Annotated in this window: 10 protein-coding genes; 4 read left to right on the top strand and 6 right to left on the bottom strand. The window is 73.4% G+C overall.

The window, feature by feature from the left end; translation table 11 throughout:
- Positions 1 to 28: 28 nt before the first annotated feature.
- Positions 29 to 4,600 carry an SCO7613 C-terminal domain-containing membrane protein gene (locus ASG45_RS02950; protein ID WP_055832752.1) on the bottom strand — a complete coding sequence of 1,524 codons (4,572 nt, stop codon included), beginning with the start codon at positions 4,598 to 4,600 and terminating at the stop codon, positions 29 to 31.
- 168 nt (positions 4,601 to 4,768) lie between these two features.
- On the opposite strand from ASG45_RS02950, the gene ASG45_RS02945 reads away from it, so the two are divergent.
- Positions 4,769 to 7,660: an ATP-binding protein gene (locus ASG45_RS02945; protein ID WP_055832751.1), complete on the top strand. Its 2,892-nt coding sequence runs from the start codon at positions 4,769 to 4,771 to the stop codon at positions 7,658 to 7,660.
- On the opposite strand, the gene ASG45_RS02940 is transcribed toward ASG45_RS02945, so the two are convergent.
- The 4 genes from ASG45_RS02940 to menC all read right to left on the bottom strand — a co-directional run bounded on the left by ASG45_RS02940 (position 7,657) and on the right by menC (position 12,222).
- The gene (locus ASG45_RS02940) at positions 7,657 to 8,460 is read right to left on the bottom strand and encodes an ABC transporter permease (protein WP_055832750.1); all 804 of its coding nucleotides are present in this window, start codon (positions 8,458 to 8,460) and stop codon (positions 7,657 to 7,659) included. The two genes, ASG45_RS02945 and ASG45_RS02940, sit on opposite strands and share 4 nt — an antisense overlap.
- A complete protein-coding gene (locus tag ASG45_RS02935; RefSeq protein ID WP_055832749.1) occupies positions 8,457 to 9,467 on the bottom strand; it encodes an ATP-binding cassette domain-containing protein in 1,011 nt (336 codons plus the stop codon). The genes ASG45_RS02940 and ASG45_RS02935 overlap by 4 nt, the downstream gene beginning before the upstream one ends.
- A 155-nt stretch (positions 9,468 to 9,622) precedes the next feature.
- A complete protein-coding gene (locus tag ASG45_RS02930) occupies positions 9,623 to 11,011 on the bottom strand; it encodes a glycine--tRNA ligase (protein ID WP_055832748.1) in 1,389 nt (462 codons plus the stop codon).
- 77 nt (positions 11,012 to 11,088) lie between these two features.
- Positions 11,089 to 12,222 carry an o-succinylbenzoate synthase gene (menC, locus tag ASG45_RS02925; RefSeq protein WP_055832747.1) on the bottom strand — a complete coding sequence of 378 codons (1,134 nt, stop codon included), beginning with the start codon at positions 12,220 to 12,222 and terminating at the stop codon, positions 11,089 to 11,091.
- Between the two features lie 93 nt (positions 12,223 to 12,315).
- Here menC and ASG45_RS02920 point away from each other — a divergent pair, with 93 nt between their 5' ends.
- Complete coding sequence (locus ASG45_RS02920; protein ID WP_055832746.1) at positions 12,316 to 13,125, top strand: SDR family oxidoreductase; 810 nt, start codon at positions 12,316 to 12,318, stop codon at positions 13,123 to 13,125.
- Between the two features lie 5 nt (positions 13,126 to 13,130).
- Positions 13,131 to 13,340: a hypothetical protein gene (locus ASG45_RS02915; RefSeq protein WP_055832745.1), complete on the top strand. Its 210-nt coding sequence runs from the start codon at positions 13,131 to 13,133 to the stop codon at positions 13,338 to 13,340.
- 45 nt (positions 13,341 to 13,385) lie between these two features.
- Here the strand turns inward: ASG45_RS02915 and ASG45_RS02910 are convergent, their stop codons facing one another.
- The gene (locus ASG45_RS02910; RefSeq protein WP_055832744.1) at positions 13,386 to 14,072 is read right to left on the bottom strand and encodes a GNAT family N-acetyltransferase; all 687 of its coding nucleotides are present in this window, start codon (positions 14,070 to 14,072) and stop codon (positions 13,386 to 13,388) included.
- Between the two features lie 174 nt (positions 14,073 to 14,246).
- Here ASG45_RS02910 and ASG45_RS02900 point away from each other — a divergent pair, with 174 nt between their 5' ends.
- Positions 14,247 to 14,651, top strand: coding sequence for a hypothetical protein (locus tag ASG45_RS02900; RefSeq protein WP_055832742.1), 405 nt, complete (start codon positions 14,247 to 14,249; stop codon positions 14,649 to 14,651).
- Positions 14,652 to 14,691 lie beyond the last annotated feature (40 nt).

Below are 14,691 nucleotides of genomic sequence, written 5' to 3'. Positions count from 1 at the left end.
GCTACCTGTCGGTCGCCCCGAAGCGCACTCAGCGCAGGGAGCGGATCGCCAGCGCCACCGCCTTCACCTCGCGGATGCGACGCTCGTACGTCGCGGCCACGACGATGAGCAGGACGCCGGCGATGCCGAGCCACAGCCACCAGAGACCCGTCGCGCTCTCGTAGAGCGCGGTGATCCCCGGCCACAGCTGGGCGACGGCGTGGACGATGAGCACCACCCCGCCGAGCAGCACGGGGGCCTGCCAGCGCAACCGTGCGCCGATGAGGAGCACCGCGAGAGCGACGACGCCGAGCGCGAGGACGCGCCAGAGGGCGTTGTCGGCGCCGAAGTCGAACAGCAACGAAGGGACGAGAAGCAGCCCGAGACCGATCCCCAGGGCGGGCCAGGTGCGCAGCTCGGGATGCCGATGCAGGGCCCGGATGCCGTGGAAGACGACGGCTGCGGCGAGAGGAGCGGTGGCCGCCTCGACGGGGTCGGCGCTTCCGAGGACCATCGCGGTGAGGGCGAGGACGGTGGACAGGGCGATCACGGCCCAGAACACGATCCGGCCGCGCCACCACAGCCCCAGGGTCAGGACGGCGACGAGCGTCACGACCAGGCGCACAGCGCCCTCCCCCGTCGCCGACAGACGCGCCGAGGTCAGCGCGACCGCGACCGAGGGGGCGGCGAGGGCGAGGACCACCGGCATCCACGAGGCGACGGCTGCGCGGCGCCGGAGCAGCAGCACGGCCGCACCCGCCAGCGGGACGGTCGCGAGGAGCATCCAGACGTCGAAGAGCGGTGTGGCGAGTTCGCGCAGGGCGCGGAGCGACGCGGCGACGATCAGCGCCAGTCCCGCGACCGCGATGACGGGCGTCAGGAGCGGGGCGAACGCGTGCCGCAGAAGGAGCACCGCCCCCACGAGCACGGCGATCGCCGCGACGGCGACGCCGATCGCCCGGGCCGGCGACGTGTCGGCGAGCACGGCGGAGGGCAGCAGTCCCACGGTCAGCCCCGCCGCGGCGAGCAGCACGAAGGGCGGCGTGATCGGGCGGCGGCGCTCGAGCAGGGCGGCGACGATCCAGGCCAGGGCAAGCGGGATCGTCGTCCACTCGATCGGGCGCACGTCGACTCCCACCCCGGCGACGGCGACCAGACCCGCGCCGCCGAGTCCGGCGATCGACAGAGGGATGCCGAGCAGCGGCGATGCGGATCGGAGAGCGCCGACGCCGAGGGCGCCGAGTACGACGATCGCTCCCACCGTGCGGACGATCGGCCCCCCGTCGGCGGCGACGAGCGCCGTCGAGCCCAAGGCGAGGATCGCGGCCGCCGTCACCGCGGCGATGCGCGCCGATGCCGGCGCCCACGGCGCGGGGCGACGGGTCACTCCCCGCGCGGCCACCCCGATCGCGACCGCCGTGACCATCAAGACGAGATCGGCGAGACCGATGCCCCCGCGACCGGCCGCGTGCCCGAGCTGCGAGACCGTCAGCAGCACGAGGGCGAGCGCTCCCGAGGCACCGACGGCGACGGGCAGCTCGTCGGGAGTGCGCGCGGGGCGCACCCAGGCTCCGGCGACGAGCACCGTGGCCGAGACAGCGCCGACGACGAGAGTGCGGACGGTGTCGTCGGGGGTGGCCAGGGCGCCGGGGGCGAGAGCGACGGTGATTCCCGCGGCGGCGATGACCGCGGGACCGGTCACGGAGCGACCGTCGACGAGACGTCGCGCACGCTCGTGACCGGCGGCCAGAGCGAGGAGCGCAACGCCGACGGGCACCGTGAACGCCTCGACGGCCTCGGTCTGCTGCCAGAACAGCCGGGTCCACAGGGCCAGCGTTCCCAGCAGGAGCGCGAGCCAGACGAGATGACGCCGCGGGCCACGAGAACGGAAGAGGCCATCGACGTCGGTCGCCCAGATCATCGCGGTCACCGCGGCGAGCAGGAGGGGGATCCACCGCACGCCCTGCGACGGCGCATCGGCGATCGACAGGGCCACGACGATCGCCGTTCCGGCGTCGAGGAATGCGCGGGTGAGAGCGTCGGCGCGCAGCAGGCGGAGCGCCGCCGCAGCGGCCACGAGGGCGATCGCCGCGAGAACGACCACGCGCGCGAGAGGGGCCGCGTCGACGAGACGCAGTGCCGCCCCGGCCGCGCCCGCCACGAGCAGCGGGGCCAGGAGGGCCGCGGCCGGCCTCGCCACACGCCACGACCGGTAGGGCACCGTGAGCACGGCTGCCGACGCCCCCGCCGAAACGGCCGCCGAAGCGAGTATCCAGACGTCGGCCGCCACCCCCGTGCGGAACAAGAGCGCCAGTGGTCCCACGGCAGCGATCACCGCGAGGGCCGAGACGATTCCGGATTGGCGTTGCGCCGCGGTGAGCCCCACCCCGCGGACGAGCGGGAGCACGAGGACGATCAGGCACAGGGAGGCCATGACGAGCGACGCGATGAAGAGGGAGAACCCCTCGATGACGACATCGGCGCCGATGCGCATCGCCGGGGGCACGAACGGAGCGCTCCCCGATACGAACAGCACGACCGACACCGTGGACGGCACGCGGAGCCCCGGGTGCACGCCCGCGGCGGCCGCGAGGACGGCGGCCACGACGATCGAAGCGAGCCCCCAGGCGAGCGGAGACGAGAACGACAGCAGCCAGCCGATGCCGAGGGCCATCGACCCGGCCACCGCGGCGAGCGCGATGTCGCCGCGCCGGCGCCGGAGGACGATGAGGGCGACGACAGCCAGCACGAGGTACCAGCCGACGACGAGCAGGAGCACCCGCAGCTGGGGCCCGACGAGCAGGGCGACGGTCGCCGCGGCGATGAGCGCGGGCGATCGGCGTTGCGGCCACGACCCCGAGAGGCGCCAGACGACGGCGGCGAGGGCGACGATGGCGGCGAGCGCGATGACGGCGGCGGTGCTCGTGGCATCCGGAGCTGTGGTGTCGACGGCGGACTGCCCGAACGTCGAGATGATCGAGCGCACCGGGGCGCCGAAGGCGGTCAGCGCCCAGAAGAACGGGACGACCGCGGCGAGCGCGGCGGCGAGGGCGGCCGCCCAGGCAGCGGTCACGACGGTGGTCCGACCCACGCCGGGGGTGGCGCGGCGCGCAGCGGCGTCGAGACCGAGCGCGAGAGCGGCGGCGATGAGCACGGGAACCGTCGCCGACAGCGCGGCGTCGGCCGTGCGGACGGCGGAGGCGGCGACGCCCACGCCCAGGACGAGCACCGACAGCACGGCCGCGGTGGGGGCGAGACGCGCGGCACCGCGCCGGGCGAGCGAGCGGGCGTGCAGCGCGAGAGCCACCGCGAGGGCGGCCGACAGCAGAGCGGGACTCGCGGCATTCCGCGGGTCGACGAGCAGGGCGGCGGTCACCGCGACGGCCGCCCCGACGGCGGCGAGACCCCGTACGACGGCGACCTCGACGGCGAGTGCCGGGCGCGGGCGGCGGGCGAGGAGCGGGGCCAACGGGGCCGCGAGGGCGACGACGAGGAGCGCGAGACCCCCGGCGTACCCGCCGAGGGCGGCATCTCGCTCGACAAGGCCGGTGACCAGCACCGCCGGGCCGATCGCGAGCGACACGACCGCGGTCGACAGCGGGGCACGGAGCCGCGAGAGCCGCGCCCACCCGACGAAGGCTCCGCCCGCGACGATCGAGGTGACTCCCCAGAACACGCGGGGCTCGACGTTCATCGCCCCGCCCAGGTCGTTGGCGCGCACGGCCCAGACGTCGAGGGCGACGAAGGCGATGCCGAGCAGAGCGATGCCCTCGGCGGTGGCTCCGAGACCGCGTCGGCGCAGGATCGACGCGGCGGCGATGATCGCCGCGGTCACCAGCCCGATGATGATCGACCGCAGCACGAGGCCACCGCTGATCCACGCGACGGTGAGGAAGAAGGCCGCCGCGACCGCGAGCAGCACCACACCCACCGACAGCAGGAACACCTGCACGCTCGAGCGGCGCGGCTTCGCCGGCGGGGACGGGGGCGGCGGGGACCCGGCGGGCGGGGACCCCGTCGGCGCCGCCACGGCGGGGGGCGGGCCCCCGACGAACGGCGGGGCCGGGGTGGCGGCGGGCGGCATCGGCGCCGCGACCGGGGGAGGGACCGAGGCGGCGACCGGCGCGGGCGACGGGTCGAGGGGCACAGGAAGAACCGGTGCCCCCGACGGCGGCGCGAAGACCACCTCGGTCGCCGCGACCGGAGCCGAGGCCGCCGCGGAGGGCTCCGCCGCCACCGAGGCCGCAGCTGCGGCGTCAGTCTTGGCTGCAACGTCGGTCGCGGCGGGGGCACGGGGCACCTCGGTGGGGGCCGGCCCCGCCGGCGTCCGCTCCCCCGCAGCCGGAGCCGGAGCGGCCGCAGCCGCCGCTTCCGCGACCGCGGCGTCGCGGTGGACCCGCAGGAGCACGTCGGTGCGCTCGTCGACGAGCTCGACGATACGTTGCGACAGCTCGAGCACGCGCGCGGTGCGTGAGTCGGCGAGGTTCAGTCCGCACGAGACGCACGGCGTCGCGGTGATCGGGGTGAAGCACGACGGGCAGCGCGAGGTGTCGACGAGCGCTCCCGACCTCGGCGGCCAGGCAGGACCGGAGAACTCTCGTCCACCATCGACTTCCGTCATCGTGCCCCCTCGGCGTCGGTCGTCGACCCCAGGCTAACGAAGTCCTGCCCGCGGCCCGTGTCATCCACCCCCGCCCCTCCTCCCCAGGGGGCGGGTGCGGCCATCGACCGAACAGCCGATCCCCCCGCGCTCCGCGGGGACCGTGTCGCGCGACCTAGTCTGGACACCGTGCGGGTGAGGTTCTTCGGCGGCCTGGCCGTGACATCCGACGACGGCGAGGCCGTCGTCGTTCCCGGGCGTGCGCGACAGGCCCTGCTGCTGCGCCTCGCCATCGATGCCGGGACGACCGTGGGCACCCGCGCGCTGGCGGAAGACGTCTGGGTGCGCGACACCCCCGACGATCCCCGCGCGGCCCTGCAGTCGCTCGTCTCGCGCCTGCGCGGGTCGCTGCCGGCGGGGCTCGTCACGTCGACCCCCGGCGGGTACCGGCTCGAGCTCACACGCGACGATGTCGACGTCACCCGCTTCGCCGACCTGGTCGCCGAGGCCCGAGCGGCGAACGACCCCGAGCGCGCTCGCGCGGCGCTGGCGCTGTGGACCGGCGACGTGTGGACCCCGCACGAGGGCTTCGACTGGCTGGTGCGGGACCTGCTCGAAGACCGCGCCCACGCCGAGGGCCTGATCGCCGCCGCCGCGAGAACATCGACGGCATCCCCGCCGACCGCGTCCGCATCCCCGCCCACCGCGTCCGCACAGGCGGCGTCGCCCGTCGGAGCCGCGCTGACCGCCCTCGTCGGCCGCGGCGACGAGCTCGACGCGATCCGCGAGCGGCTCCGCACCGACCGCCTCGTCACCGTCATCGGCCCCGGTGGCGCCGGCAAGACCACGCTCGCCATCGAGACCGCCCGCGCGGTCGCCGATTCGATCGTCGTCGAGCTCGCCCCGGCCGCCGCCGGAGACGTGTGGACCGCGATCGCCGGCGCCGTCGGCCGTCGCATCCGCCTGCCCGAGACCGCGGCCACCCCGGTCTCTCCGCTCGACCGGGTCACCGAGGCCGTGGCCGGCCGCGACGTCGTGATCGTGCTCGACAACTGCGAGCACCTCGTGCGCGAAGCCGCGGAGGCCGCCCTGGCGCTGCTGCGCATGAGTCCCGGCGTGCGCGTGCTCACCACCAGCCGCGAGCCCCTCGGCATCCCGGGCGAGGCGTTCGTCGATCTCGGGCCGTTGCCGCCGACCGATGCCCGGATGCTCTTCGCCCAGCGCGTGCGCTCCGCACGCGGCCGCCTGCCCGACGACGACGAGCGCGCCACGGCGGAGCGCATCGTGCAGCGCCTCGACGGCCTGCCGCTCGCGATCGAACTCGCCGCCGCCCGCACTCGAACACTCACCCTCGCCGAGATCGACGCCGGCCTCGACGACCGGTTCGCGCTGCTGTCGCACGGTCCTCGGCTGAGCGTGGAGCGCCACCGCACCCTGCGCGCCCTCATCGACTGGAGCTGGGACACCCTGTCTGCGGGCGAACGCATCGCACTGCAGGCCTCGGCCGTCTTCGCCGACGGCATCGGCGCCGGGGACGCGGCGGCCGTGGCTGCCGCCTTCGAGGTGGATGCCGAGGAATTCGACGCCCTCGTCGACCGCTCGCTGCTCGTGCGTCGCGACGCCCGCTTCCGCATGCTCGAGACCGTGCGCGAGTACGGACTCGACCGCCTGCGCACCGACGGCGCCGCCGAGACGTACCGCCTGCGCGCGGCCGTGGTGCTGACGGAGCTCGCCGCCGCCCGCGAGGCGCGTACCCGCGGACCGGGCCTGCGCGACGCCCTCGCCTGGTTCGACGCGAACGACGAGAACCTCACCGCGGCCCTGCGCGTCTGCGCCGAGGCGCACGACCGGCGCGCGGGGGTGCGCCTGCTGCGGAGTCTCGTGTGGCCCTGGGCCGTGCGCGAACGCACCGACGACCTGCGCCGCGCCGTCGCCGAGTTCGCCGATCCCACCGCCGCACTCGACGACGAGCCCCGCGTGGTGGTCGAGGCGGTCGCCCTGTTTGCCGCGGCGTTCCCCGCGCCGGGTCGGCCGTCGACGGTGACCCTCGAGAGCTACACCGCCCGCCGCGCCGAACTCGAGCAGGCGGCTCACCGGAATCGATCCGACGTCACCGCGCTGGTGCCGCCCCTGCTGCGCCTAGCACAGACGGTGCTGCGCAGCGGCGCCGGCGACGCCGCGCGCACCTGGCACGTCGACGTCACCGACGAGGAGTTCGCCGCCGCCCCGGCGTGGACGCGCGCGATCCTGCACGCGCTGCGGGCGGGAGCGGCGCAGAACTCCGGCGACATGACCGCGTTGGACCGCGAGAGCGAACGCGCGCTCGCGATGTTCGAGGCGATCGGCGACCCGTGGGGCACGGGGTTCGCGAGCCAGTTGCGCGCGGAATGGCTCTCGCTCGCCGGCCGCCTCGACGATGCCCTGGCCGTCACAGACCGCTCGGCGGCGGCCGTGCAGGGCCTGTCGTCGGTCCCCGACGTTCTGCAGCAGCAGTCGCAGGCGGTGGGCATTCTGCTGCGACTCGGCCGCCTCGACGAGGCACGGCTCCGCGCGCGCGCGATCGACGACGCGGCCCAGGCCGACGGATCGGTGCGCTCGCTCGCCCAGGCGTACATGACCGCGGCCCAGGTCGAGGTCGCGGCGGGCGACGGCGAGGCCGCCCTGCGGGTGGTCGGCCTGGTGGATCTGCGCGGGCAGCCCGGCATCCCCGAGCAGTTCTCGGCATGGCTCGACGCGCAGCGCGCCCAGGCGCTGCTGCTGCTCGGCCGAGACGACGAGGCCCGCGTGACGCTGCGCACCGCGCTCTCGGCGGCGATCTCGTCGCAGGATCACCCGATCATCGCGTCGGTGCTGCTCGCCGTCGCGGGGTGGAACGCCGTCACCGGGCGCTCCGCCCGAGCGCGCGAGGCCCTCGCCCGCGCCACCGCGGTGCGCGGGGCCGCCGACGTGCACGACCCGTTCCACGTGTGGGTGAGCGCACGCACCGGAGCGGGCGCCGAGGAGACCTCGGCGCCCGCTGGTGGCATCCGTTCCGCCCTGTCGGACGTGGATGCCGAGACCCTCACGGCCCTGCTCGACTAGGCCTTGCGCATGTAGGCGCGCACCGTGAGCGGGGCGAAGACCGCCACGATCACCGCGGCGCCGAGCAGCGACACGAGCACGTCGGAGCCGACGACGCCGTTGTTGACGAGGTCGCGCACCGCCGACACCAGGTGCGACACCGGGTTCGCGTCGACGAACCACTGCAGCCACGAGGGCATGGTGTTCGAGGGGACGAAGGCGTTCGAGAGGAACGTCAGGGGGAACAGGATCAGCATCGAGATGCCCTGGACGCTCGACGCGCTGCGCGCGATGACGCCGAAGAAGGCGAAGATCCAGCTGATCGCCCACGAGCAGACGATGACGAGCAGTCCCGCGGCGACGACGGCCCAGAGACCCCCGGCCGGACGGAATCCCATCAGGTAGCCCATCGCGAAGGTGATCGTGGTGGCGATCGCATAGCGGACGGTGTCGGCCAGCAGGGCGCCCGACAGCGGCGCGATGCGCGCGATCGGGAGCGAGCGGAACCGGTCGAACACGCCCTTGTCCATGTCTTCGCGCAACTGCGTCCCCGTCACGACCGAGGTCGTGATCACGGTCTGCACGAGGATGCCCGGAATGATGATGGGCAGGTAGTTCTGCACGTCTCCGGCGATCGCCCCGCCGAAGATGTACGTGAACATCAGGGTGAACAGGATCGGCTGCACCGTGACGTCGATGAGCTGCTCGGGCGTGCGGCGGATCTTCAGCAGACCGCGGCCCGCCATCGTGAGGGTGTTCTGGACGGTCTGGGCGAGACCCGCGGTTCGGGGCAGGTCGCGCGAGAGGGTGAGGGCGCTCATGCGCGGACTCCTTCGAGAGGGGTGGCGCTCTCGTGCGCGCCGGCGTCGTCGGCCGGCACTCCGGCGCCGGTCAGGGTGAGGAAGACCTCGTCGAGGGTGGGTTGCTGCACGCTGAACTCGCTCAGGTGCACGCCCGCCTCGCGGAAGGCCACGAGCAGATCGGTGACCCGGTCGGGGTCGGACATCGGCACGGTGAGGCGCGCCGCCTCGGGCGAGACGATCGCCGTCGCGTCGAGCACCCGGGCCACGGTCGTGCGGGCGAGGTCGAGGTCGGAACCGGGCTGCAGCCGCAGCACGAGCGACGCCTGACCGACCGACGCCTTCAGCTCGAGGGCCGTGCCCTCGGCGACGACGCGGCCGCGGTCGATGACGGCGATGCGGTCGGCCAGCTGGTCGGCCTCGTCGAGGTACTGGGTGGTGAGCACGACGGTGGAACCCGACGACACGAGCCGCCGGATCGTGTCCCACATCTGCCCGCGGGTGCGGGGGTCGAGGCCCGTGGTGGGCTCGTCGAGGAAGATGAGCGGCGGCTGGGCGATGAGGGAGGCCGCGAGGTCGAGCCGGCGACGCATGCCGCCCGAGAACTTCGCCAGGGGGCGGGATGCCGCCTCGGTCAGGCCGAACTCCTCGAGCAGGTCGCTCGCCTTGCGGCGCGCATCGCGGCGCGAGAGGCCGAGCAGCCGGCCGAAGATCATGAGGTTCTCGGTGGCCGAGAGCTTCTCGTCGACCGAGGCGAACTGCCCGGTCAAGCCGATGAGCTGGCGCACGACGTGGGGCTCTCGAGCGACGTCGTGGCCGAAGATCTCGGCGCGACCGCCGTCGGGACGCAGCAGCGTCGTGAGCATGCTGATGGTGGTGGTCTTGCCGGCGCCGTTGGGGCCGAGCACGCCGTAGACGGTGCCCGCCTCGACGACGAGATCGACGCCGTCGACGGCCCGGTTCGAGCCGAACGTCTTGACGAGGCCCTCGGCGCGGACCGCCGGGACGCGGGTGGATGAAGTGGTCATGACGCAAGAATGCGCCGGGGGCTCTGTCGCACCCCTGTCACGGGGACGGGGACGCTGTCACGGCACTGTCGCGGCGCTGTCACGGACCCGTGAGACGACGAGACCGGATGCCGCGACCTCCAGGTCACGGCATCCGGTCAGTCGTGCGTGAGGGGTCAGGCTCCGCGCAGGCGCTCGGCGAGGTAGCCGTGCAGGGCGTCGAGGCCGATGCGCTCCTGGCCCATCGTGTCGCGGTCGCGCACGGTCACGGCGTTGTCGTCGAGCGAGTCGAAGTCGACGGTGACGCAGAACGGGGTGCCGATCTCGTCCTGACGGCGGTAGCGGCGGCCGATGGCGCCGGCGTCGTCGAAGTCGATGTTCCACCCGGCCGCACGCAGCGTGTCGGCGACCTCGCGCGCCAGCGGCGACAGGCGCTCGTTGCGCGACAGCGGCAGCACGGCGACCTTGACCGGCGCGAGGCGCGGGTCGAGCTTGAGCACCGTGCGGGTGTCGGTGCCGCCCTTGGCGTTGGGCACCTCTTCTTCGCGGTAGGCGTCGACGAGGAACGCCATCATGGCCCGCGTCAGACCGAACGAGGGCTCGATGACGTACGGCGTGTACTTCTCACCCGAGGCCTGGTCGAAGAAGGTGAGCGACTGGCCCGATGCCTCGGAGTGGCTCTTGAGGTCGTAGTCGGTGCGGTTGGCGACGCCCATGAGCTCGCCCCACTCCTTGCCCGGGAAACCGAAGCGGTACTCGACGTCGATCGTGCCGGCGGAGTAGTGCGCGCGGTCGTCCTCGGGAACGTCGAAGCGCTTCATGTTGTCGGCGTCGATGCCCAGGTCGAGGAACCAGTTCCAGCACGCCTCGACCCAGTGCTCGAACCACTCGTTCGCCTCGGCGGGCGGCGTGAAGTACTCGATCTCCATCTGCTCGAACTCGCGCGTGCGGAAGATGAAGTTGCCGGGGGTGATCTCGTTGCGGAACGCCTTGCCGACCTGGCCGACGCCGAACGGGGGCTTGCGACGGGATGCCGTGAGCACGTTCGAGAAGTTCACGAAGATGCCCTGGGCGGTCTCGGGACGCAGGAAGTACAGGCCCGACTCGTCGTCGACGACCCCGAGGTAGGTCTTCACCAGGCCCGAGAACGACTTCGGCTCGGTGTACTGCCCCTTGTTGCCGCAGTTGGGGCAGGGCACGTCGGCCAGACCGTTCTCGGCCGCGCGGCCCTTGCGCGCCTCGAAGTCCTCGATGAGCGTGTCGGCGCGGAAGCGCTTGTGGCAGCTGAGGCACTCGACCAGCGGGTCGGTGAAGGTGGCGACGTGCCCCGAGGCCTCCCAGACGCGCTTGGGCAGGATGATGCTCGAGTCGAGCCCGACCATGTCGCCGCGCCCGCGGACGAACGTCTGCCACCACTGCCGGCGGATGTTCTCTTTGAGCTCGGTGCCGAGGGGGCCGTAGTCCCACGCGGAGCGGGAACCGCCGTAGATCTCACCGGCCTGGAAGACGAACCCGCGGTGGCGGGCGAGGGCGATGACCTTGTCGAGGCGGGACTGTTCGGCCACGGTGGCTCCAATGGTCGGGAAAGCTGTGGGGATGCGGCGCGAGTGCGCGGCTCCAGTTTATCGAGCGTCGGCCCTGCTCACCGTGTGAGCCTCTCGCGGCGCACGGTGAAGCGCTCGAGCGCCGCCGCGTCGATCTCGACGCCGAGGCCCGGACCGGTCGGCACGCGCACGTGTCCGTCGTCGAGCACGGCGGGTTCGGTGACGATGTCGTGCTCGTAGAAGCGGGCGGATGCCGAGATGTCGCCGGGCAGAGTGAAGCCCGGCAGGGCCGCGAGGGCGGCGTTGGCGGCACGGCCGATGCCCGTCTCGAGCATGCCGCCGCACCAGACGGCGATGCCGGCGTCGCGGCACAGATCGTGCACCGCGACGGCCTCCAGGTACCCGCCGATCCGACCCGCCTTGACGTTGATGATCGACCCCGACCCCAGCGCCAGGGCGTCGGCCGCCGCCTTCGCCGACACGATCGACTCGTCGAGGCAGACGGGGGTCCGCAACCGCGCGGCGAGCGTCGCGTGGTCGACGAGGTCGTCTTCCTGCAGAGGTTGCTCGATGAGCAGCAGGTCGAAGCGGTCCAGTTCGGCGAGGGTGTCGGCATCCTGCAGCGTGTAGGCCGAGTTCGCGTCGACCTGCAGCGGGATCGATCCGAAGGCCTCGCGCACGGCGGCCGTGTCGGCGAGGTCGCGCCCCGGTTTGATCTTGATCTTGATGCGCACGTAGCCCTCGTCGAGGTACCCGCCGACGACGTCGACGAGCGCCGCGGGGTCGCGCTGGATGCCGACCGAGACGCCCGAGGGCACGCGGTCCTTCTCGGCGCCGAGGTACTGCCCGAAGCTGCGCCCCTCGGCGCGCAGGGCGGCGTCGATCACCGCGAGCTCGAGCCCCGCCTTGGCCATGCGGTGCCCGACGAACGGACGCAGGATGCCGGGGACCTCTTCGGGCGCGAAGGCGCGGCGCTCCAGCAACGCCGGCGCCACGTACCTCGCCAGCACGTCCCACGCGCTCGCGGTGTACTCGCTGGAGTACAGCGGAGCGGCCATGGTCACCACCTCGCCCCACCCCCGCCCGTCGGGAGTCTCCGCCGCGACGACGATCACCTCGCGCACGGTCTCGGTGCCGAACGACGTCGTGAAGGGCGAGACGAGCGGGATCTGCAGCACGCGCAGCTCGACGGCGTCCAGGGTCACGGGGGCGGCGGCGCGGGTGAGCGGCATGAGGGCAGGGTAGCCGGGCCGGGACCGTAACGCCCGCGTCCGACGCTGGCAAGGCCGCCGACCGCGCCGGGGCGCACGCGTAGCGTCGGTCGCATGAGCGACTTCACCCCGCGCCACGCGATCGTCACCGGCTCCGACTCGGGCATCGGTGCCGCCACCGCCCTCGCCCTGGCCGACGCCGGCATCGACGTCGCGATCACCTACCACTCCGACAAGGACGGCGCCGAAGAGACCGCCGAGGCCGTCCGCGGCTGCGGCGCCCGCGCGATCGTCGCGCAGTTCGACGCCACCGACTTCGACTCCGTCCCCGACGCCGTGAACGCCATGGCCGACGAGCTCGGCGGACTCGACGTCTTCGTCAACAACGCGGGCGGCGGCATCGGGGGCACGTTCCTCGACCTCGACCTGAAGACCTGGCGCACCGACATCGCCCTCAACCTCGACGGAGCGTTCCTCGCCCTGCACACCGCGGCCCGCCGCATGGTGCAGGCCGGTAACGGCGGTCGTCTCATCGCGGTGTCGAGCGTGCACGAGCACCAGCCCCGCGTGGGCTCCGCCCCCTACGTCGCCGCCAAGCACGGTCTCGGCGGCCTGATCAAGACGATGGCGCTCGAACTCGGCCAGTACGGCATCACCGCGAACGCCGTCGCCCCGGGCGAGATCGCGACGCCCATCAACGACATGTCGGCCGACGACGCGGAGCGCACGCATCGCCCGGGCATCCCCCTCGGCCGCCCCGGCAAGCCGAGCGAGGTCGCCGATGTGATCCGCTTCCTCGCGTCGCCCTCGGGATCGTACGTCTCGGGCGCCAGCTGGGTCGTCGACGGCGGAATGCTGCAGATGGGCCCGCAGGCGGGCTCCCACATGGAGTCGGACGCCTGGCGTTCGGCGGGCGAGGAGTGAGCGCGATGAGCGACGAGAAGAGCTTCGAAGAGAACCGTCACGACCAGTTGACGAGCGCACCGAAGGCGACCGAAGAAGACGCCGCCCCGCGTTTCGACGTCACCGAGCACGATGGGGTCACGCGCATCGACGTGCGCGACGACGCGGCCGTGCGCCCGGGCCCCGGTCAGGGCGACCCGGCGGCCGAGAAGGACACCCCGATCACCGAGCAGTGATCCCTGCCGCGTCGCCCGCCCCCACGGAGCGGGCGACGCGAGGCGTCACCGCACGATGAGGTACCCGCGTCGATCGAAACCGCCGACGCGGCGACCGGATGCCCCGTGCTCACGCAGTTCGTCGCGCACGCGCACGCGCCACTCGGCGGCGGCCACCGGGTCGCTGCGGCGGAGCGCCGCGACGTCGTCGGGCACCGCCACGGCGGCGAGGATCTCGGCATCCGCGGGGGTCGGTGCGGGCGGCTCGGCGAGCGCCCACGCGACCATGAGGCGGTCGGACTCGTCGCCGCGGTTCACGGCGTCGTCCATCTCGCCGTACTGGTTGACGAGGTAGTCGGTGACGCGGGCGCCGAGGACGGCCAGGTTGAAGTGGGCGTTGCGCGCGACGAGCGGGTCGAAAGTCCAGGTGATGTGCCCGACGCCGCGCTCCAGCGCCCAGGCGCGCTGGTGCTCTTTCAGCTGACGACCGAGGCCGCGGCCCTGGTACCCGGGCAGGATGCCGGTGATGTGCGAGTGCATCGAGCGTTCGGCGGGCGGCGCGAAGAACGCCGCCGACGCGCCGACCATGCGATCGCCGTCGAACAGGCCCACGACGTAGTTGCCCGCGTGTTCGAGGGCGCGCAGGATGTTCGCCGGCATCGTTCCGCGCTCGCCCCACACCTCGTCGAGTACCCCCGCGGCCCGGTGGATGCCGTCGATGTCGTCCAGCGTGCGGATGTCGATCGCGCTCATGCTCCGAGTCTCGCACCGGGTCCGCCGGGTGCGTGTCGGGGAAACCCCGTCGGGGCGTGACGATTCCGCCGCCCGGTACGTCTCCTCCGTGACGACACCGTCACCTTCACGAGAGGACATCGACATGGCATCCACGATCATCGACTCCCGCGTCACGTCGCTCGAGGTGCACCCGTGAGGCGCGCGACCTCGGGTGCCCGTCGCCGGCCCCGCGGCGTGTTCATCGCCACCGGCGTGGGTGCGGCCCTCACGGTGATCATCGCCCTCGCGCTGTACCTGCCCCTCGTCGGCTTCCTCGCCGCGACCACGGCCGGCACGGCGGGCCTCGTTCCGTTCCCCGTCGGCGGTGTCGCCCTCGCGACCCTGCTCGGCGTCGTCGTGGCCGCGGGTGCCCTGCTGGTGGCGGTCACGCGCCGCAGCGTCTGGCTCGCGTGGACCTTCGCGGTCGTCGCCGTGCTCGCCGCCCTCGCGACGACCGTGTATCCCCTCGTCGCGGTGGCCGTCGGTTCGGCCGACCGGGCCTCCGACGTCGTGCCGCTGCTCATCGACCTCTGGCAGCGGGTGACCGGCCTGGGCTGACCGGAGCGATCTGTCCTCCCCTGCCGGCCTCGCCGCGGGC

Source organism: Microbacterium sp. Leaf436 (assembly GCF_001424715.1).
GTDB lineage: Bacteria > Actinomycetota > Actinomycetes > Actinomycetales > Microbacteriaceae > Microbacterium.
Note: the sequence above shows the minus strand (reverse complement) of the source record. Positions and strands in the feature narration are given on the sequence as shown.